The organism is Qipengyuania qiaonensis, from assembly GCF_019711515.1.
Lineage (GTDB): Bacteria > Pseudomonadota > Alphaproteobacteria > Sphingomonadales > Sphingomonadaceae > Qipengyuania > Qipengyuania qiaonensis.
The window spans coordinates 66,641-85,744 of record NZ_JAIGNO010000011.1 but is presented as its reverse complement, the minus strand read 5'-3'; the positions used below and the strand labels follow the sequence as shown (position 1 = coordinate 85,744).

17 protein-coding genes are annotated in these 19,104 nt (G+C 59.8%); 5 read left to right on the top strand and 12 right to left on the bottom strand.

Annotated elements, in window-relative coordinates; all coding sequences use genetic code 11:
• Nucleotides 1–122: 122 nt before the first annotated feature.
• Nucleotides 123–1,094: a UDP-glucuronic acid decarboxylase family protein gene (locus K3174_RS14095; protein ID WP_221559701.1), complete on the bottom strand. Its 972-nt coding sequence runs from the start codon at nucleotides 1,092–1,094 to the stop codon at nucleotides 123–125.
• Between the two features lie 205 nt (nucleotides 1,095–1,299).
• Between K3174_RS14095 and K3174_RS14090 the strand changes: the two genes are divergently transcribed.
• Nucleotides 1,300–2,133, top strand: coding sequence for a family 16 glycosylhydrolase (locus K3174_RS14090; RefSeq protein WP_221559700.1), 834 nt, complete (start codon nucleotides 1,300–1,302; stop codon nucleotides 2,131–2,133).
• Here K3174_RS14090 and K3174_RS14085 read toward each other — a convergent pair.
• The 8 genes from K3174_RS14085 to K3174_RS14050 form a co-directional block, all read right to left on the bottom strand.
• A complete protein-coding gene (locus K3174_RS14085; RefSeq protein ID WP_221559698.1) occupies nucleotides 2,130–3,023 on the bottom strand; it encodes a glycosyltransferase family 2 protein in 894 nt (297 codons plus the stop codon). The two genes, K3174_RS14090 and K3174_RS14085, sit on opposite strands and share 4 nt — an antisense overlap.
• The gene (locus K3174_RS14080) at nucleotides 3,020–4,189 is read right to left on the bottom strand and encodes an O-antigen ligase family protein (RefSeq protein WP_221559696.1); all 1,170 of its coding nucleotides are present in this window, start codon (nucleotides 4,187–4,189) and stop codon (nucleotides 3,020–3,022) included. The genes K3174_RS14085 and K3174_RS14080 overlap by 4 nt, the downstream gene beginning before the upstream one ends.
• Before the next feature lie 160 nt (nucleotides 4,190–4,349).
• The gene (locus K3174_RS14075; protein WP_221559694.1) at nucleotides 4,350–4,934 is read right to left on the bottom strand and encodes a polysaccharide biosynthesis/export family protein; all 585 of its coding nucleotides are present in this window, start codon (nucleotides 4,932–4,934) and stop codon (nucleotides 4,350–4,352) included.
• 8 nt (nucleotides 4,935–4,942) lie between these two features.
• Nucleotides 4,943–5,917, bottom strand: a complete 975-nt coding sequence (locus K3174_RS14070; RefSeq protein ID WP_221559692.1) for a glycosyltransferase family 2 protein — start codon at nucleotides 5,915–5,917, stop codon at nucleotides 4,943–4,945.
• A gap of 5 nt (nucleotides 5,918–5,922) precedes the next feature.
• Nucleotides 5,923–7,221, bottom strand: coding sequence for a cell wall hydrolase (locus K3174_RS14065; protein WP_221559690.1), 1,299 nt, complete (start codon nucleotides 7,219–7,221; stop codon nucleotides 5,923–5,925).
• Nucleotides 7,211–8,491: an outer membrane beta-barrel protein gene (locus tag K3174_RS14060; RefSeq protein WP_221559688.1), complete on the bottom strand. Its 1,281-nt coding sequence runs from the start codon at nucleotides 8,489–8,491 to the stop codon at nucleotides 7,211–7,213. The genes K3174_RS14065 and K3174_RS14060 overlap by 11 nt, the downstream gene beginning before the upstream one ends.
• Nucleotides 8,481–10,634 carry a GumC family protein gene (locus K3174_RS14055; RefSeq protein ID WP_221559686.1) on the bottom strand — a complete coding sequence of 718 codons (2,154 nt, stop codon included), beginning with the start codon at nucleotides 10,632–10,634 and terminating at the stop codon, nucleotides 8,481–8,483. Before K3174_RS14055 ends, K3174_RS14060 begins: the two co-directional genes overlap by 11 nt.
• A gap of 86 nt (nucleotides 10,635–10,720) precedes the next feature.
• Entirely contained in the window at nucleotides 10,721–11,713 is a 993-nt protein-coding gene (locus K3174_RS14050; protein WP_221559684.1) for a glycosyltransferase family 2 protein, read from the bottom strand.
• Nucleotides 11,714–11,857: 144 nt separating this feature from the next.
• Between K3174_RS14050 and K3174_RS14045 the strand changes: the two genes are divergently transcribed.
• From K3174_RS14045 to K3174_RS14035, 3 genes are all read left to right on the top strand, one after another.
• Nucleotides 11,858–12,985, top strand: a complete 1,128-nt coding sequence (locus K3174_RS14045; RefSeq protein ID WP_221559682.1) for a glycosyltransferase — start codon at nucleotides 11,858–11,860, stop codon at nucleotides 12,983–12,985.
• The gene (locus tag K3174_RS14040) at nucleotides 12,985–13,998 is read left to right on the top strand and encodes a glycosyltransferase family 2 protein (protein ID WP_221559680.1); all 1,014 of its coding nucleotides are present in this window, start codon (nucleotides 12,985–12,987) and stop codon (nucleotides 13,996–13,998) included. The genes K3174_RS14045 and K3174_RS14040 overlap by 1 nt, the downstream gene beginning before the upstream one ends.
• Nucleotides 13,999–14,239: 241 nt before the next feature.
• A complete protein-coding gene (locus K3174_RS14035) occupies nucleotides 14,240–14,386 on the top strand; it encodes a hypothetical protein (protein ID WP_221559678.1) in 147 nt (48 codons plus the stop codon).
• A gap of 25 nt (nucleotides 14,387–14,411) precedes the next feature.
• On the opposite strand, the gene K3174_RS14030 is transcribed toward K3174_RS14035, so the two are convergent.
• A complete protein-coding gene (locus K3174_RS14030) occupies nucleotides 14,412–15,218 on the bottom strand; it encodes a sugar transferase (protein WP_247712197.1) in 807 nt (268 codons plus the stop codon).
• A 377-nt stretch (nucleotides 15,219–15,595) separates the two neighbouring features.
• Between K3174_RS14030 and K3174_RS14025 the strand changes: the two genes are divergently transcribed.
• Nucleotides 15,596–16,672: a glycosyltransferase gene (locus K3174_RS14025; RefSeq protein WP_221559676.1), complete on the top strand. Its 1,077-nt coding sequence runs from the start codon at nucleotides 15,596–15,598 to the stop codon at nucleotides 16,670–16,672.
• A 43-nt stretch (nucleotides 16,673–16,715) separates the two neighbouring features.
• Here K3174_RS14025 and K3174_RS14020 read toward each other — a convergent pair whose 3' ends face one another.
• Nucleotides 16,716–17,735 carry a glycosyltransferase gene (locus K3174_RS14020; protein WP_221559674.1) on the bottom strand — a complete coding sequence of 340 codons (1,020 nt, stop codon included), beginning with the start codon at nucleotides 17,733–17,735 and terminating at the stop codon, nucleotides 16,716–16,718.
• 47 nt (nucleotides 17,736–17,782) lie between these two features.
• Nucleotides 17,783–19,093: a UDP-glucose dehydrogenase family protein gene (locus K3174_RS14015; protein ID WP_221559665.1), complete on the bottom strand. Its 1,311-nt coding sequence runs from the start codon at nucleotides 19,091–19,093 to the stop codon at nucleotides 17,783–17,785.
• Between the last annotated feature and the right edge of the window lie 11 nt (nucleotides 19,094–19,104).

Below are 19,104 nucleotides of genomic sequence, written 5' to 3'. Positions count from 1 at the left end.
TCAGTACAAAGCGTTCCATCCAAAGCGTGAATCACAAATCCACGCAAATGGGAATCCTAAATCCCCACAGACCCTAGAGCGGTTCGATCCAAAGGTCCTTTGGCCGGAGGGTCAGCTCGGTATCATACGAACTCGCGAAAATATGCGATCGTCCGGATCAGCCCCTCTCGCAACGGCGTCGAGGCCTTCCAATCGAGCAGATCGGCGGCGTACGACGTGTCCGGGCAACGGCGCCGAGGATCGTCCTGCGGCAGCTTGAGATGGGTCACCTTGGATGTACTACTCGTCAACTCGATAACGGCCTCAGCAAGCTCGAGCATGGTGAACTCGCCATTGTTTCCGATGTTCACCGGGCCGGAAACGTCCCGTGGCGTATCCATCATGCGGATCATTCCGTCGATCAGATCGTCGACATAGCAAAACGAACGCGATTGCTCGCCGCTGCCGAACACCGTGATATCTTCGCCGCGCAACGCCTGAAGGATGAAATTGGAGACGACGCGACCATCATTGAGATGCATTCTCGGGCCATAAGTGTTGAAGATGCGGACCACCTTCACGTTCATATCGTGCTGACGGCGGTAGTCGAAAAACAGCGTTTCCGCGCAGCGCTTGCCCTCGTCGTAACAACTGCGCGGCCCGATGGGATTAACGTTGCCCCAATAGCTTTCGGTTTGCGGGTGCACGTCGGGATCGCCGTAGACTTCGCTGGTCGATGCCTGCAGGATTGGAATTCTCAGCCGCTTCGCAAGGCCCAGCATGTTGATTGCACCGACTACGCTCGTCTTGGTGGTCTGGACCGGATCGAACTGATATCGCACGGGCGACGCGGGGCAGGCGAGGTTGTAAATCTCGTCGACTTCCACGAATAACGGGAAGGTGATGTCGTGACGCATGAGCTCAAAGCGTGGATTGTCGAGCAGATGCGCGATGTTGGTCCGCGATCCGGTGAAAAAATTGTCGACGCACAAGACCTCGTCGCCGCGATCGATCAATCGGTCGCACAGATGCGATCCCAGAAAGCCGGCTCCTCCGGTCACCAGCACACGGCGGTTGAGCGCATAGCGATTGGCATCAAGTTGTCTGTCGACCATTAAAGAAGCATCCTTGGGGTTATACGTCATATCCTCAGGGTTTTTACGGATAAAGCAATCGCTTTTCGTGCCTCAAATCGAAAGCCAGGGGTGACTTTTCTTGAGAGATTCACAATCAAATCCACCGGCCTGCCTGCTCGCGAGCTCTGGAACCCACATTGGGTATGGATGCAACTCCGTTGTCTCTAGCCGGATTCTCAGGGCAATGACCAAAACCCTCACGATTGTCGCTCTCGGTGCGGCGACGGCGGCCTGCGGCAAAGCCTCCGAAGCTCATGACGAGGCGCGCTTCTTCACGATGGAAGCCGATAGCAATGCAAGCGGAGCAGGAGCGCAGCAATCGCTTTCGGCCGAAGCGTCCAAGACGCTGCTTCCGCTCGATCTGTCCGACATGAAGAAATGGGACTTTGCCAAAACTTGGCATGCGTCGGAATGGGCCAATCAGTTCGGTGCATTGCCGTGGAAATACGATCACGTCCTGCCTCAGCCGGATGGGAATATAGTGCTGATACTCGACAGCAAGGGTGCTCCCCAACTGCAGGCGGTGGACGGCACACCGGCCAGCGCGGATGGCATATGGGAGGTGGACGTCACGCTGCCGCAGCTGCGGTCGGGTGTGATCGTCGCTCCCCTGTGGCTATACAACCAAAAGACTCGGGACGAAATCGACTTCGAATTCATCGGCACCAAAGGGCTTCAGGTCACGGTTCATACTTACCCCAACAGGCAGCATAGCGAGAATGCCGTGCAGCTATTCTGGGGGCAGAATATGAGCGGGCGACGGATGCGGCTTGGCATCGAAGTCGATCAGGACGGTGGGACGATCACGATGTTGGTCGACGGCAAAGTCGTCCATCGGTTTGCCAAGGCCGACCTGACTTCTTTCCCGACGAGCGATATGCGGCCCCTGATCGAGATGTGGGCGATCAAGCCGAGCTATGCCAATCTGGTCAGTTGGGCCGGACCCTGGGATGGTTTTGGCGATGAGGAGAACATGACGATGGTGGTGCATGGCTACACCTATCGCCCCAGATCCTAGGATCCGTATTCGCGCAAGGTCGACCGGTTCATAACATAAGCAAGCGCCCCGGCATGCAGGGCGCCGCGCCGCAGCCATCTCCGTCCGGATGTCGGGCGCCACAAGTTCAGTACGCCCATTGCGGTGCAGGCGATGAGCTTGGCGCCCGCCGTCAGCGGTAGGCGGGCGTAATCCCGTGGCGCGAGCTCCGCAGCGATCATGGCGTGCGTCTGGCCGGAACGGTAGGATCGGCGCAGAACCCAGCGCATATTGGCTCGAGCAACCGGAACTTCCTCGTCGACCACAGATAGTGGCTGGTAGACGATACGCCCGCCAGCACGTTCGAATTGGCGGAAGAATAGCGTATCCTCACCCCCGGTCTGGCCGAGGTCGAGCCGGAAGCGCAGGCCCGCCTCGCGAACAAAGTCGATGTCGAGCAGCGCGTTGGATGTATAGGCGTTCGCCGTGCTGCCTTCGATCCGGTTCGAATGGAAGTCGCACCGGGCGACCCATGCGGGCAGCTCGTTCGAGTAGCTGGCCTGCGACCTGCCGATTACCGCTTCGGCATTGCCGGTCAGGGCGGCAAGTGCCGTCAGCCAGTCAGGCCGGGCGATCTCGTCGTCGTCGATCAGTGCCGCCCATCGTGTCTCGCAGGCATCGAGCGCGGCATTGCGCGCGATCGAAATGTTGCGTGCCGGTGCGTGAACGTAGCGCAGGGGCAGTCCCGCGGCCTCTCCCGCCTGCTCGATACGTGTCCGCGCATGGTCGGTTTCATCATTGTCTACGACAACGACTTCTACCGGCCTCAGCGCCGGATCGAGATTCGCAACCGATTGCAGGGTGTCCGCGATACTTTCGCGCCGGAAAGTGCAGATACAGACCGTAATTGCTAGTGCTGGATCGATCGTCACGAGGTCGCCCAACGTCCTCTTACCGGGCCGCGCCGCCCGCGCGCCTGCGCGACCGCAGACGCGCGTACTGGCACGGTGTCGAAGCGCAGATAGCCGAAAGCCAGCACTGTGATGGTCAGAACGCTGGCAAAATGCATCGTCGCGAAACCAACCAGCTCGAACGGCAGCGCAGCGCCCAAAAAGGTCGCCAGGCCGATCATTAGAAGGTCTGCGCTCCCCGCGAAGAGAACCTGGCGCGCGATAAGGCGAGCCAGCCCGATCGCGGCAACGACCCCGTAGGCGATCAGCCCGACCCAGCCGAGATGGACAAGAATCTCACGCGGCGTGTTGTGAAAGTGAAACCCGGTACGAGTCGCGATACCGAACTGATCCCACAGCCCTTCCGCGGCAAGATTCCCCGGCACCCAGAACGCGCCATAGCCAAGCCCGAACAGGGGACGCGCAGCGATCAAATCGTCGGCGCGCTGCCAGAGAAAGGAACGCCCGGTAAGCCCACTATCCTTGCCGGAACTGGCCAGTATCAGATCGAACATGGGCACCAGCCAACTGTTCGCCAGAACCAGCATCACCACCAGCACCGGGATGGCGGAAAGGGCGATCAACACCCTTCCGCGGGGCGGGAGCAGTCTGGAGAACAAGAATACGAGCATCGCCGATGCGCCCGCCAATGTCGCAACAAGCGCGCCCGTCGACAGCGCAATGCGCAAAGTCCAGGCGCACACCAATATGACCCCGACTGCGGCCAGCGCCGACAGCAGGCGACGCTCCGACAAGGCCAGAACGATCACTGCGAGCGACGTGAGCAGGCCGAACCCTGCCACTTGTGCGGCCATGTTCTTGCTGGGGGTTATGCCGGCAAAGGCCGAGCCGTTGGCACCGAGCGGCACGTAGCCACCAAAAACGAGCGAGACGACATTGAACAGGCCGAAGGCAAGAAAAAGACCGATCACCAGCCCGCGTGCGCTCACCAGTCCAGCCAACGCAATTCCGAGCATTGCCGTCACCAGATAGAGCGTGCCGTAGCGCAGGCTCGCCGTAGTGTTAATCGACCATAAGGTGGATGCGAGCACCAGCAGCGCGAGTGCGATCACGGGCCAGCATCGCGCCAAAACCGGCACAATCCGCGACCATCGCAGCCAGCCGATCAGGCCCAGCGATCCTGCCATGGTCAATGGTGTCAGTGGGCCGATCTGAGCGTTAAACAGCGAAGCCAGGATCGGAACGGCGACCAACACCGGATCCAGTTGCGGGAACGGAACCGCGGTCTGTTCCTGCGCGGTCCCCGGCCCATAAGGTATTGGGCCGTTCAGCCCATAGGAGAAGGATCTAGAAATAGCGCTCGCCCACGCGGATGGTATCTCCAGGAGAAAGGTAGACCGCCCGATCGGATCGCAACTCGTAGGTCACCTCCTGTTGCTCTCCAGCCCGCCGCACGAAGATGCGCGAGCGGTCGGCACGATAGGTATAGCCGCCGGCCAGCGCGATCGCCTGAGTTGCCGTCAGTTCGGCCGCGTAATCGAACTCGCCCGCCCTACTTACCTCGCCCAGCACGTATACGGGGCGGTAGTTGAGGATCTCTACGCTGATCCGTGGATCGACGAGATAGGAAGGCGAAAGGCGCTGCAGCAGTCCGTCGCGAAACTCGCCGATCGTCTTGCCGGCTGCTTCCAGATCACCGAGCAGCGGGAACGAGATGTCCCCTTCCGACGTGACCGTATGCTCGCCGCTCAACTGCTCTTCGTCGAGAACGGTTATGCGCATCTTGTCGCCTGCTACGATGCGGTACTGCGGGGGTTGCGACGGTGCCTCCGCAAGGGGCGGGATGTTACCTCCGCAGGCCGCAACCAGCGCGGCCAGAAAGATCGTGAAAACGAGAGCGAGGGACCGTCGGGTCCTGGTCAAAATTGACATCGTAGATACTACTCCTCTCCGCCCTTGGTCCGGCCATTGCGGGTGCCTATCCGGGCCAGTCTGCTGCGTATCGGCATCATGAACAAGGGTATAGTTCCAGGATTGCGGATGACCTGCGCCAGCGAACGATCGGCACGGCCATGCTTGATGGCAGCGATCGCATGGGCGAATGCAGCGGCATTGCGATATGAGGCGGCACGTCGTCCGAACGCCTTTCTGACCGGTGCACCCCGATCCTGCATAAGAGACGCCAGCTCATCGTTCGCCTGCCGCATAGTATCCGCCTCGCGTGGGCCCAAGCGGTGCGAGATCGACCGGTCGTGCTTGCGATAATAATATCCCGCGTGCGAGCCGATGGCATAGCGTCCTCCGGCAAGCAGACAGGCCAGGATCAGGCGATCGTCCTCGCCGATGCGCATACGTTCATCGTAGTGGATCGCATGCCGATCGAGGAACTGCTTCCTGATCATGGGCTTCAGAAATCCGAAATTGGGCCGATTTCCGTAGATCACACTGTGTTGGAGATAGATCTCGAGCGAGAGTGACGCGACTTCTGCGAATGCCTCGCCGAGAAAACTTTCGCCTGCGACAGGATCGTCGGAGAAGACCCGCAGATCGTCTGCCACAAGATCGGCTCGGTGGCGTTCGGCAAGCTCCAGCAAGCTCTCGGTGCGCTCGGGCGCCAGCATATCGTCGCTGTCGAGGACCGCGAACCATTCGCCCCGCATGGCAGTCAAAGCAACGTTACGCGCCGCGGCGGGCCCGCCATTGCTAGGCGTAGCCAGCGCGCGAACGCGACTGTCCTCCTGCGCCAACCTTTCCGCCAGCTCGCGGCTATCGTCGCTGCTACCGTCATCGACGATCAGCACCTCGACGGATACATCGCTCTGATCGAGCGCAGAGCGCACTGCGGCTTCGAGGAAGGCAGAGGAGTTGTAGCTCGCGATCGCGAAGCTGACGCGGGGGGTGTAGTCCGATTTCATGGAGCTTATCCGCGCGAACCGCTCAGCAGTGCCGCCACTCCCGCGGCATTGGGCAAGCATTGCTCCGGATCCGACCGTTTGAATGCCGCACAGTTCCAGTAGGCTTTGCTGGTCCGGCTGCGACCCTGTTTGAAGAACAGGAAATCGGGTGGGGTCGCTTTCAATTGGGCGAGTGGAACGGCACCTTGTCCAGTTCGCCCCAGCCAACCCGCCACGTAGCAACGCGGTTTATCGGCACAATGCGAGAGCGCATCGACAGCGAAGCGGCCTGCCGGTTTAGACGTGTCCAGCACCATGACCTGGGCGCTGACTTCGTTCGTCTTCGCCGTGCCGACCGCCACATTTGCCAATGAGAGCGGTTGGATCGCGGCCGGAGCAAGGTCATCCGGTATCACCAACTGGTCGAGATCGCGGCTGTCTTCGCCCCCAGCCCAGGCAAGGGCGGCAACTTGCGGTTCGGCCGAGAGAGGCGTGCGTTTGAGCGCCATGCGATCACCCCATGGTCCCGGCCAGCGGTAGAACAGGTGGCGATCGAGTATCGCGATCTTGACTAGCTGCCGCGCCCACACCGGCTGGACATAATCGGCGTGATAGTGCGTGGCGGTGCCGACGTCGGGCATCACTTCGCCGCCAAGCATGGTGTCGGCGCGCGTCCGGGCCAAGGTCAACGCGGCTTCGCTAGGCCGACGACGCAGCATCGATCCGTCGCAGGTGAAGGTGAACTGGCAGCCGGTCCGTCGCTCCGCGCCCTGAAACACGACGCCGCAGACGGTATCCGGAAAGCTGGGATGACGAACCCGATTGAGGATCACTTGCATGACCCCTTTCTGACCGGCGCTGTCGGCGCCGACCTCGTACCATCCGGCAACCGCCAGACAGTCGCGTGCGCGCGTCAGGGCGACACCGCTCAGCCCAGACCGGAACGGTGCGGCGCTCATCAATGCAGAGCGGTCGATCGGGATGGCTTCGTTGCGGTCCTGCGCATCCTGCGGATCTTCCGCCAGCGGCGCAATCATCGGGAATGCCTTGGGGCGTGGCGTCGCTTCTAGCGCTGCGATTTCTTCGGGCGAACGCGCCGGTTGAGCACGCTTGTTCGGCAACTGAAAGACGAGCATCACGGCTGCTGAAAGGAGCAGAAGTCCCGTGAATCCCCAAAATATGCCGGTCCGGCTGGATGACAACAAAACGTGGCCAGTCGCCGGACGGCGCGGCTCGTACTGCTCGTCGAGTATCAGCGTGTCACCGGGCTTCGGCCTCGGTGGCAGCATGTGATCCGCGCCCAGAACCAGTACGTCAGAAGGCATAGGACACTGCTACGCCCGCCGAGACGGCATTGAAATTGCGCGAGGCACTTTCCGTGTCGCGTGCAAGATACTGTGCGAAACCGTCGATGCTCCAGTTCCGATCGACAAGGTAGCGCGCTGAGAGACGCGCATCGTATTCCGTCGACGGAGAGAAATCGCCGGCCGGCGACAGATCGGCAAAGCGTCCATCCGCGCTGAGGATCAAATTTCGAAGCAGCTCGTGATCGACGGTCACGGACAATTCTGTCCGCGCAATGCCCGCATTGTCAGGACCTACCGACTCGTCGATCGAACGGCGGAGGCTGCCTTGGATCGAGGTCAACGGAGTGACATTCCACAGCGCTGAAAGGTCGAAGGCAGGTCCCGATATGGTTGGCAGCAGCGGATCGTCGAAATCGAAGCGTAGAATGCCCACCTGTGCTTTCAGATAGAGCAGGCTGGTGATCTGCCGGGCGTAGCCGACTTCGAGCCTGTATCCGTGCGCGGAACGGTCGAAATCGGTGATCCTGTCGAATTCCGGATCGCCCAGTCTGATATCGTACAGTCTGCGATTGTATTGCCCGACGACGAAAAAGCTGGACTGTCCCGAGCGCGAATAATTGGCCTCGCCGCTCAATGTCCAATTGGTTTGGTTGCGGTTCGAGTAGTCCTGCAAGACGCCGTTGCTATCGGTTACCGATGGATAATCGAGCCGACGGACGCCTGCACTTCCGCTGAGCGAGAGAAAACCAAATCTTTGTCTTACGCCTAGCCGCGCGATGGAGCGTTCGTATCGGCCGCGCACCAGCGTGTCGGTCAGGCTGTCGATCCGCGAGCGATCCTCGCTGCGGTTGGTATACTCCAGATAGCCTTCGACCCGCGTATCGGTGACATCGCCGTAAACGGCCAGTCCGGCAGCAGAAAAGCCGTCGGTATTCTCCTCCGCAGTTGAAAAATACCGCGCGTGGAAGCTGCGGACATCGAAGGTGGTTTGCAGCATTCCGGTATCGAGGGTTGCGCGGACGCGCGGCTCCAAGGTTGCCAGAGCGTCTCCTCGCTTCAGATCGTCGCGCGCGTAGATGTTGTTGTCGGCTTGCACGCCGGCGACAACGGTCGGCTCTATTGCGATACCTCCAACGTAAATTGGCTCCGGGGTGTAGTCCGGGCGAGAGCGGTCGGCGACCGATTGGTTTTGGACGTCTTGCTGTGCCGCTGCTGGCGTAGTGCCATATCCGGCCAACGCTCCGGCAGTTGCAAGAGTCAGAAAACCGGGCCGCGGCCTAACTGACATAATAGCCTCTGAACTGCGCGGTATAGGCGAAGACATCGCTCTCCCCCGTGCTGGCAAATCGGCTGACGTCTACCTGGGTCAGGGCTATCCCCGCCAGCAAGGCGCCACTATCTTCGAGAATATCGATGGCGGCCTCGACTGCTTTGACCGATGTTTCGCGCCAGCGGCTCAGGAGCAGGACACGGTCGGCCAACGAGCAGATCTGCCGGGCATCGGCGACACCCAGAATCGGCCCCGTATCAATTACCACCACGTCATATTCGCGGCGCGCCTTCTCTAGCAGCTTCTGCAAAGCGTCGTGGGATGCGAGTTCGCCCATCGTATCTTCGGCGACAATGCCCAGTACATGTAGACCGGACGGAGGATCGACATAGATCGAATCGCGCAACGGAACGGTTTCGAACAGTACATCGCTCAGGCCGCACGGGGCTTGAAAACCCAGGATTTCACTCGACCCGCGGCGGCGGAAGTCGGTATCGATCAGCAATGTGCGCAATCCACTAGCCGCCGTCGTGCGAGCCAGGCAGGCGGAGGTGGTCGTCTTGCCTTCCTGTGGCAGCGCGGACGTGATTGCCAGGACCTGAGCCCCGGCGGTACCCGAAAGCGTCAGAAACATACGGATGTTGCGGAAGGACTCGGCGAACAGCGAGCGCGGATGCTCGATCACATAATCAACGCATGACTCGGTCACCCGCTTCCTGGTCGTCGAGCGTAAATCGGGAATAGCGCCGGCGTAGTGAACACGCAGCCCCTGTTCGACGTCCTTTTTGGTTTCGACCCCACGCCGCAAATATTCCGCTGCCGCTACTCCCACAAGACCGAGACCGAGCGAAAGAACGGCGGTGAGGAGGGCGGCGAGGCGGTAATCCGGATAGCTGGGCAGCAGCGGAACCTCGGCTTCCCGCACGATCCTTGCGTCGGGTTGCTGCAAGAATCGGGCGGCGGAGGCTTCGCTCGAACGTTCGAGGAAATCCTGATACACGGTCCGGGCTGCCCGGGCCTTTTGCTCGAGCTGGTTGAGCACCGTCTGTGCGCGTCCATTCGCGCTAAGTTCGCCTTCCGCCTGACTGCGGCTCCCGAGAAGCGAGTTCACGCGCGATTGGGCGGTTTGGACGTCTGCGCTGAGGCTTGAAATGATGCGGTTGATTTCACGCTGAATTGCGGCCTGCACTTCGGCGAGCCGCTCCTCGACCTGACGTCGCCGGGGGAAGTCGGGACCGTAGCGCTGACGCATTTCCGCCAGCTCGGCGCCGAGCTGGGCTTCTTGCTGGCGTAGATTTGTAATCGTGCCCGAGCCGAGCGCAGCGCCGACATCCGCTCCACCGCCGCCGCGGCCGAGTTGATCCCTGGCGGCCGAGAGACGTCCTTCCTTTTCTGCGAGGTCGGCTTGCGCCGAAGCAAGTTGCTGATTGAGAGTCGAGACCTCCTGCTCCGCAACAGTCGCACCATTGGCCGATACCAGATCGTTGCGCACCTTGAATTCGTCAACGGCGGCCTGCGTTTCCCGCGCACTTTGTTCGAGTTGTTGCAGTCGCTCCTTGAGCCAGCGATCCGAATCTTCGAGAGAGCCGCTACGTAGGTCGATCTGCGTCTGAATGTATTCACGCGAAAACAGATTGGCGACATCGGCGGCGAATTGTGGGTCTTCTGCTTGGGACGTCAGGTCGACGATACGGGTCGATCCGTCTTGCGTCACGGCAAGCGATGCAACCATTGCGTCGCCGAGACCATCGAGTTCCTTCTCAGTCCATGCGTCGCCGGCATCACGCGGATATAGTTCTGCATAGGCTGCGGCGGCGCGCTGCACGAGATCGGGCGAGGTCATCATTCGAACCTCGGTATCGATCAGACTCCGGTCCTCTACCGCCTGCTGCCGATCGACATCGATATCGATTGGCTCAGGCGTTTCTTCGAACAGGATTGACGCGCGGGTGGTATAGATCTTGTCGCTGAGCACGGCCCATGCCGTGAAAGCCAACCAGACCAGTCCGAACAAAGCCAGGAAAAGCTTGATGTTGCGGCGGAAGACGATCCACAGCATCCGCGGATCGGGCAGCAGACGCAGCGGCGGCGCCATCGCCGCATCGGTGCGCGGCTGAATGGTGCCGTTGTCAATCGGCGCGAGTTGACGCGAGGTATTCATATGGTGCGGTTACCCGTCGATCTTCATCAGACAACGCGATACGCCGGAACTGGTGCCCGGCGTAGCAAAGAATGGCCACGGTTTCATCAGGCGCAGGCTTCGAACTCGTCGGCGGAGAACAGCGTGCGCGTTTCTGGTAGTGCGGGCAGCGGACGGCGCGCGATACGCTTGTCGGAATAGATCGCTTTGGCCACCGGGATGACGTAGCGCGGCGCAAGAAGGCTCCGGGCGATTGATCGCACAATACCGATTTCGGCCTTATCGTCGAGCAGCCGCCGGTGCCGCGCCTTTGCTTCAAGCGCCCGATTGTGGACACCCAGCGCCTCTCGCGCGGGCCCCGCAGGCAAAGTGCCGTGCACCTGCCAAGCTGCCTGAGCCAAGCGTTCGAGATCCTCGGTGCGGTGACGGGCGCTCAGCGAATCGGTTCGTTCGACGGCGACATAGCCGCAATGGTCGCAGAGCTTGAACCGGGCGCCTGCGGCAAGCGCGCGAACATAGAGGATGAAGTCTTCGCCCAAGCGGAGGCTTTCATCATATGCGAGGTTGGCGCGCAGGAGAAAATCGCGCTTTATCAATGGCTTGAGGAAGCCCAGCTCGCCTCTCGGCTTGCCCGGCCTCGAAATGTTCCTGAGGACGAATTCCTCCAGCTCTACCGAACGTATGCGGCCACTGCCGGAGGGCATTTCGGCCGGAGCATCGGAATGCGATGTGAACATGATATTGTCGGCCACCATATCCCAGTCGTCGCGCGCCAACAGCGTTTCGAACCGCCCAGGCAGGAAGTAATCATCGGCATCAAGCAAGGCGACCACGGGCGAACGGGCAAAAGTCAGCGCATAATTTCGGCCAGCCGCCGGGCCCTGATTCGAACTATGTTCGATCACAAGAAGCCGTCCGCTGCCATCGTCCTGACGATTTGCCCTTGTCGTGGTCGCATCGGTCGAGGCATCGTTCACTACCACGACCCTGTCGACCAAGGCGGAAGCCAGAGCCGAACGCACTGCGCGTTCGATCGTATCTTCCGCATTAAATGCGGCAATAAGCACCGTTACGGGCTGATTGTGATTTTCAACCGACATAAAATTCCCAATAGACCGTTGGCCGAGCTGCACGACGATCTTGCTGCACTGCAACAAAATTGGCAAGGGGCAGTGTGGCTAGCAAGCAGTTCTCGATGGATGGTTTCTCGATAACGATCTTCGGCAGCTAAAGGGACCAGCTTCGTGAAAATTGGCTACATAGTCCATGATCTGCATGATGCGGCCGTGCATCGCCGCACCGTTGCGTTGCGCGAAGCGGGTGCCGAGGTGGTACTGGCGGGTTTTGTTCGCGGATCTGCTGCAACCAGCGCTTCGATTGCGACCGATGCCACCCTCGTGTTGGGCCATACCGAGGACGCCAAGCTGGCCAAACGAGCCGTTTCCGTGCTGGCCGAGATTGCCTTCAGCGCCAAACTGCGACGGCATCTTGCGGAGTGCGACGTCGTGATTGCCCGCAATCTCGAATCGCTTGCCATAGCCGGACGGGTGGTCGGGACACGGCCGCTGGTTTACGAGTGCTTGGACATCCACCGTCTTCTGCTCGGCGAGGGGCTGCCTCATCGCCTGGTGCAGTCAGTCGAGGCGCGGCTTCTGCGCCGCGTCGATCTGATCCTGACATCATCCCCCGCTTTTGCGCGCGAGTATTTTGCGCACCGCCCATATGACGGGGATATCGTGCTGCTGGAGAATCGGCTCGATACAAGTCCTTTCGGTGGCGATCCCGGAGTGCGTCCCGCTCCTCCAACGCCGCCTCAAGGCCGCTGGACGATCGGGTGGTTTGGTATGCTTCGGTGCCGCCGAACGCTCCGTGAACTGCTTCGTCTGGCCGAAGTCTACTCCGACCGAGTGGAAATTCTGATCGCCGGAAAGCCGTCTCCTGCTGAATTGCCTGATCTCGCCGAACGGGCCGCCGGTTATTCGAATGTAACCTATGTCGGCCCCTATCGCCCGGGCGATTTGCCGGACCTCTATTCCCGGTGTCACTTCGCTTGGTGCATAGACTGGTTCGAGGAAGGCTTGAACAGCGCTTGGTTGCTCCCCAACCGGCTATACGAATCCGCAGCTTTCGGGGTTGTTCCCATAGCGCTCGAAGAGGTGGAGACGGGCCGGTGGCTGCGTCAGCACGAATGTGGCGTGGTCATCGATCGATTGAACGACCTTGATGGATTTCTGCGCGAGCTGACGTCCGAAACCTACAGCTTCGAGCGAAACCGGATCGCAGGGCTTGATCGCAGTGCTGTTGTGGCGGACAGGGCGGAAACGGACGCTTTGCTCGGTCGCTTCTCCCATTTGAAAACAAGAAGATCGTGATGAAATCCCAAGGCCTTCTCGTTGTCATTCCGTGTTTGAACGAAATCGATAATCTCCCACGAATATTGGCGCAATTGCGCGCCGACGACCTCGCCGCGGCAATTGTCGTCGCGGATGGCGGCAGTACGGACGGTAGCAGAGAGCTCGTCGAACAAATTGCCGCGGATTGCGATCGGATACGCCTTCTGGACAATCCGGCTCGATTACAAAGCGCGGGCGTGAACTTGGCGATTCGCACGTTTGGCCGCGATTACCGGCGTTTCGTGAGAATCGACGCGCATTGTGTCTATCCCGACGATTATCTCGCTGGTTTGATCGACGCGGCCGAAAGTTCCGGTGCGCAGTCGGTAGTGGTCCCCATGGCCACCCTGGCGCATGACGGATTCCAGGAGGCGGTTGCGACTGCGCAAAACAGTCGCCTGGGAACCGGAGGATCCGCGCATCGATCCGGCGATCGATCTGGCTGGGTTGAGCACGGCCATCATGCCCTGATGGACGTAGGGGCGTTTGTCGATGCCGGCGGCTATTGCGAGGCGATGGCCTGCAACGAAGATGCTGAATTCGATCACCGACTTGCCCTTTGCGGCGGCCGGATCTGGCTGGAGCGGACATGCGAGATCGGCTATTATCCGCGCACAACACCGTTAGCGCTTGCGCGCCAGTACTGGCGCTACGGTATTGGTCGGGCTCAAAACGTCTTGCGGCACCGAATGAAGCTTCGAGTACGGCAGATGATGCCTCTGTCCGTGGCGCCTAGTCTGCTGCTCCTTCCATTTGTCGCGGTTCACTGGATATTCGGCATTCCCGCTGCACTCTGGTTCGGGGCCTGCATAATTGGGGGCCTTGCGCTTGGAATAATGCGGCGCAGAATCTGGGCTCTTCCGTCTGGCATTGCAGCCGCGATCATGCATGCAAGCTGGAGTGCGGGGTTCATGTTCGCATGGTTAGGCAGAGCCCGGTTGGGCGATGCATGCTATGGATTCCCAAAAGCGTCATCGGCGCATTTTAGCTAAAGCTTCCACCCTGCGGCGAGCAAAAAAATGATGCTGCGATGGTTGCCTTGGAGGCAAACTTTAGCCTACAATGAATTCGTATACACGGGATCGTATGCGGCGCCGAAACAAGGTGCACAAAAAATAACGGTGGGGAAGCAGGTCCATGGGGAGAATGCCAGGATCGTCGTCAAGACATTCTTATAATGATGGCGGTAGAAACAGGTTGGTGAAACCTGATCAAACGGATCGACAAGGCGACATGAACGCAAGTGCAAATACGATTGTGGGCAGCAACTCCGCGTCCGGAAGCACCAACGGCATACGGATCGGTTGGTGGTTTTCCGCTGCGGTGACGGGCATGCTGATCTGGGCTATCCTGTTTTCGCTAGTCGGCTTGTTGAACTAGATCGAGCCATCGATTTCAGTCGCTATCAATAGCACCCTCGAGACAGAACCATTGCGGGAACGGTCTTGAGGCAGATCGACAGATCGCGCGCAAAGCTCACATTGCGAACATACTCGACGTCCAAACGCACACGCTCTTCATACGAAGTGTCGTTGCGACCACTCGTCTGCCAAAGTCCGGTGAGCCCGGGCCGCACTGCATAATAATGCCGAATGTCGATACCATATCTGCCAACTTCATCGGCCACGATCGGACGAGGGCCGACGACCGACATATGGCCCGACAGAATATTGAAAAGCTGAGGAAGTTCGTCGAGACTGCTAGATCGGAGCATTGCGCCCACTCTAGTGATCCTCGGATCATTTCTAAGTTTTTGGTCCTGCTCCCACTCTTCCCGCGCAGCAGGGTCGTTTTCTAACAGATGCGCCAGCCGCTCTTTGGCATCGACCACCATGGTACGAAACTTCAGACAAGTGAACGGCAAGCCGTCCTGACCGATCCGTTGCTGCCTGAATAGCACAGGGCCCGGGGCGACGATCTTGATGGCCAAGGCTATCATGATCATGACCGGCAAGGTCGCAACGATCATGAAGATCGCAAAAAACAGATCGAATGGACGCTTCATTGGATGACTGACCCTAGATTGCACGATCTCGTCGCTCCGACCCGACACAATCGAACGCAATGGCGCCGACGTCTCTGGATAACGACTGAAATCCGAAGCCCCCCCATCTGCATCGCAATGCGGTATTCTGACGGATGCCTGACCAGCAGACCATTCCAATGGTTCTGCCGAAAGCTCGTCGCAAAAAGCGCGACCCCCATATTTCATCGTATGCTCCCTTTGCGACCGCAGACTCAAGGAAGTGCTTAATTTCGTATAAACCTACGCCCAGAATTGACGTGGTCAAGAGAAAATTGTGCACTGCAATAAACTGAGAATGCGTACCTCTTCGTTTGATCTTCCAGACTGCCCCGCAGCCACACGGCGAACTGAAGCGTTACGCAAATCCGCGCATTTCCTAACAATATGGTCCTTGGACGAAGGTGGCCAGAAAGAGTTCCAATGGTTAGTGGTCATTTAACTCTCCAATGGAACGCTTCAGCGAGTATCGTGCTTTTGCTGCGTTGCAGCATCATGACGATATGACTAACGCCACCCTAACAGGAACAGTTCCCGGGCGAGAATTTTTCGGGCAAGGCAGGCGTATGAAAATTCTTTTCGTGACCGGCCGCGCCCACTTTCCGCAAAGCGTTGGCGGGGTCCAGTCCAGCACCGATTCTTCGATCCGTATGCTGGAGGGCCGTGGGCATTCCTGCGCGGTGGCCTGTTCGCTGTGGGGGAAAGGCCTATTCGCCCTGCGGACGCGCTTGAAAATGAAGCTGTCCCGCCGATCCTATGCCAAGGACGAGATCAACGGATACTCGACTTACAGGGCCTGGAACCCCGTCGACCACATAGTCCCTATCGCGAGGGAATTCGGCGCCGATGTGGCGGTTGTTCAACATCAGAGTACCGTCCCTTTCGTGCGCGCCCTTTCGAATGCCCGTATCCCGGTTGCCGTATACTTGCGGAATCTGGAGTTCTCGGAGCTTGAGGGGGATCTGCGCGATCTTCCTCGCGATGTCCGCTATATAGCGAACTCGCGCTTCACGGCAGGGTCGTACGGGAAAGTCTTCGGCATCGATGCCACCGTACTGCCGCCGCTGGTGGACGCCGAGAAATACCGGACGGATCCAACCGGCAAACGGGTGACGATGATCAATCCGGCGCGTGAAAAGGGCATCGATGTCTTTTTGACGCTGGCAGAACGTTGCCCGGACATACCGTTCACCATTGTGCAGGGTTGGGGGCTGCCCGACGATGCTGCCGCGCGCATCGCGGCAATTTCACGCGGGGCGGACAATGTGCGGCTTCTGCCACGTACGGACGATATGCGCGCCGTCTATGCCCAGGCGCGAATCGTATTGGCTCCAAGTCAATGGGAGGAAGCCTGGGGGCGTGTTGCGAGCGAGGCCCAGGTCAGCGGCATACCGGTCATCGGTTCCGATCGCGGTGGCTTGCCGGAAGCGATCGGCCCGGGCGGTCTGATCGTTCGGCATGATGCACCCGCGGAGGAATGGGAGGCCGCCCTTCGAAGCCTGTGGGAGGATGACGGATCTTGGCAGCGATATTCCGACGCGGCCAAGAAGCATGCAGCACGCGCGGAAATGGCTGTCTCCGGACACGTCGATATCTTGCATTCGGTCCTTGAGGGTGCGCTGGGAGCGGCCGGTCGGCGCTGAGCGGAAGTGCCGGTTGGGCAGGCCGGGCATCGTCGTTCCTTGCTCAGTTGGCTGCAGCCCGCGCGATCGCTTGTTCCCATTGATCGATCTGACGATCGAGCTGCAATTCCGGCCGATGGGCGTACGCCGTGGCGCTCGCGCTTAGTTCGGCATAGCGGTCAGGCGACTCCAGAACACCGCGCAAGGCATCAACCCAGTCTTGCGCCGCTGCATCCGCCGCAATTACTAAACCACCGGTTCCGATGGCTTCCGGTAGACCGCCGCGGTCCGAGCCAATCACCGGGATGCCGGAGAACTGGGCCTCGCTGGCGATCCGCCCATATCCCTCTTCCCACTGGCTAGGTACGAGCAGGATCTTGGTCTGTGCGTAGACTTCGCGCATGTCGTTCACACGTGGCGCCAGGGTGACATTGGGCAGGTCGGCAAGCCGCTGCAAGAGTGCGACACGTTCTGCCTTGGGTATCGGCCAGGTTTCCTGGAAACGGAATGGCGTATTTGGCAATGCCCTTGCGATCTCGATCGCTTTGTCGAGACCTTTTACCGGATCGGGATTTATGAAGGTTACGAAAGAGCCCGTGCGTTCCGTGCGGTAGAGATCACCGTCGATGAGCGGGTGGATCGTGGTGCAGGTCGCGCCATATGCTCGGCGGTAAGCGTCGGCTGTGAAACGCGAATTCGCTACCGCCGTGATCGGTCCGAAGTCGGCCAGGTCTTGGCCTAGCTTGTCGAACTCGTTGTCCTGAAAGCTGAACAACACTTTCTGGCCCGCGTCGCGGAAGGCGTAGCCAATCGTTCCCGTTGAATGCGCCTGAACCACCACGACGTCCGGGCGGAACCGGCGCGCCACTTCGGCCGCCGATTGCCATGGGAACCAGCTTCGATACGTCGAGTAACCGAGTTTGCGGTCGCGAACGGCGCGGCGCCGGGTGAGCTTCATCAGGATCCGGCCGCGCAGACCCAGCCAGCCGTCACCGATCAAGCCCGCCGTCAGCGCCACCTCATGGCCGCGCCGCGCCAAAGCGCGAAGGAGCGTATCGCCGGTACGCTGAGATCCGCCAATCATCTGTGGCAGAGTCGGCGCTCCCGTTGCGAGCAGGATTCGCAAGAATACTACCCTCGCCCGACGCTTGTATAAGCGAAGCCGATGTCGCGCATATCGGCAGGACGATAAATGTTGCGCAAGTCAACCAGCACGGGTGCTTTCGCCAGATCCTTGACGCGCTTGAGGTCGAGCGCCCGGAAGGCATCCCATTCGGTGACGATAGCGACGGCATCGGCCCCTTCGATTGCGGCGTAAGGCTCGGTAACCATCTCCACCTCGGGCATCAGCGGTCTTGCCAGATCCATGCCTTCAGGATCGTAGGCTGCGACCGTCACGCCGGCATCCGTCAGGGTTTGCGCCACCGCAATAGCGGGCGAATCGCGCATGTCATCGGTGTTCGGCTTGAAGGTCAGGCCAAGCAACGCGACTTTCTTACCACGCGCCGCGTCCAGTCCGCCAAGTGCATCGAGCACCTTGCGACCCATGGCGCGTTTGCGGCTTTCGTTGACCTTGACCACCGCTTCGACGATTCTCGTCGGGCTGTCATAGTCTTCCGCTGTTTTGAGCAACGCCAGCGTATCCTTGGGGAAACAGGATCCACCGTAACCGGGGCCAGCATGCAGGAACTTCGAACCAATACGGTTGTCCATCCCGATCCCGCGGCTCACATCCTGAACGTCCGCGCCCACCTTCTCGCACAGATCGGCCATTTCATTAATGAAGGTGATCTTGGTCGCAAGGAACGCGTTGGCGGCATATTTGATAAGTTCGCTTGTGCGCCGGCCGGTAAACAGGATTGGCGATTCGTTGAGGAAGAGCGGGCGATAGACTTCGCGCATGACCTCACGGCCGAAGTCATCCTCTGCGCCGATAACTATGCGATCGGGGCGTTTGAAATCGCCGATCGCCGCGCCTTCGCGCAGGAATTCCGGGTTGGAGACAACCGCAAAACGGTGCGAAGTGCCGCTATCTGCTAAAATCCGCTCTACTTCGTCACCGGTTCCGACGGGAACTGTGGACTTGGTCACCACCACAGCGTCGCCCGCCAGATGCTCGCCAATCTCTTTGGCGACGGCGTAGACGAAGGAGAGGTCGGCATGACCATCTCCGCGGCGACTGGGCGTTCCGACCGCGATGAAGATAGCGTCGGCGCCCTGGATGCCCTCGGCCAAGCTCGTGGTGAAAGTCAGCCGGTCGGCCTTGACGTTGGAGCCGACCAGTTCCGCGAGACCGGGCTCGTAGATCGGCATGATCCCCTCATGCAGGCGATCGATCTTCGACTGATCCTTGTCGATACAAACCACGTCATGCCCAAAATCCGCGAAACATGCGCCTGAGACGAGGCCCACATAACCGGAGCCCACCATTGCAATCTTCATACTCTATACCT

What these genes read in the sequence shown, in the direction of transcription:
- K3174_RS14035 (WP_221559678.1), top strand. Translation starts at nt 14,240, where the DNA reads ATGAACGCAAGTGCAAATACGATTGTGGGCAGCAACTCCGCGTCCGGA.
- K3174_RS14055 (WP_221559686.1), bottom strand. Translation starts at nt 10,634, where the DNA reads ATGAATACCTCGCGTCAACTCGCGCCGATTGACAACGGCACCATTCAG.
- K3174_RS14080 (WP_221559696.1), bottom strand. Translation starts at nt 4,189, where the DNA reads ATGGCAGGATCGCTGGGCCTGATCGGCTGGCTGCGATGGTCGCGGATT.
- K3174_RS14030 (WP_247712197.1), bottom strand. Translation starts at nt 15,218, where the DNA reads ATGAAATATGGGGGTCGCGCTTTTTGCGACGAGCTTTCGGCAGAACCA.
- K3174_RS14090 (WP_221559700.1), top strand. Translation starts at nt 1,300, where the DNA reads ATGACCAAAACCCTCACGATTGTCGCTCTCGGTGCGGCGACGGCGGCC.
- K3174_RS14075 (WP_221559694.1), bottom strand. Translation starts at nt 4,934, where the DNA reads ATGTCAATTTTGACCAGGACCCGACGGTCCCTCGCTCTCGTTTTCACG.
- K3174_RS14060 (WP_221559688.1), bottom strand. Translation starts at nt 8,491, where the DNA reads ATGTCAGTTAGGCCGCGGCCCGGTTTTCTGACTCTTGCAACTGCCGGA.
- K3174_RS14070 (WP_221559692.1), bottom strand. Translation starts at nt 5,917, where the DNA reads ATGAAATCGGACTACACCCCCCGCGTCAGCTTCGCGATCGCGAGCTAC.
- K3174_RS14040 (WP_221559680.1), top strand. Translation starts at nt 12,985, where the DNA reads ATGAAATCCCAAGGCCTTCTCGTTGTCATTCCGTGTTTGAACGAAATC.
- K3174_RS14020 (WP_221559674.1), bottom strand. Translation starts at nt 17,735, where the DNA reads ATGATTGGCGGATCTCAGCGTACCGGCGATACGCTCCTTCGCGCTTTG.
- K3174_RS14095 (WP_221559701.1), bottom strand. Translation starts at nt 1,094, where the DNA reads ATGGTCGACAGACAACTTGATGCCAATCGCTATGCGCTCAACCGCCGT.
- K3174_RS14065 (WP_221559690.1), bottom strand. Translation starts at nt 7,221, where the DNA reads ATGCCTTCTGACGTACTGGTTCTGGGCGCGGATCACATGCTGCCACCG.
- K3174_RS14025 (WP_221559676.1), top strand. Translation starts at nt 15,596, where the DNA reads ATGAAAATTCTTTTCGTGACCGGCCGCGCCCACTTTCCGCAAAGCGTT.
- K3174_RS14050 (WP_221559684.1), bottom strand. Translation starts at nt 11,713, where the DNA reads ATGTCGGTTGAAAATCACAATCAGCCCGTAACGGTGCTTATTGCCGCA.
- K3174_RS14015 (WP_221559665.1), bottom strand. Translation starts at nt 19,093, where the DNA reads ATGAAGATTGCAATGGTGGGCTCCGGTTATGTGGGCCTCGTCTCAGGC.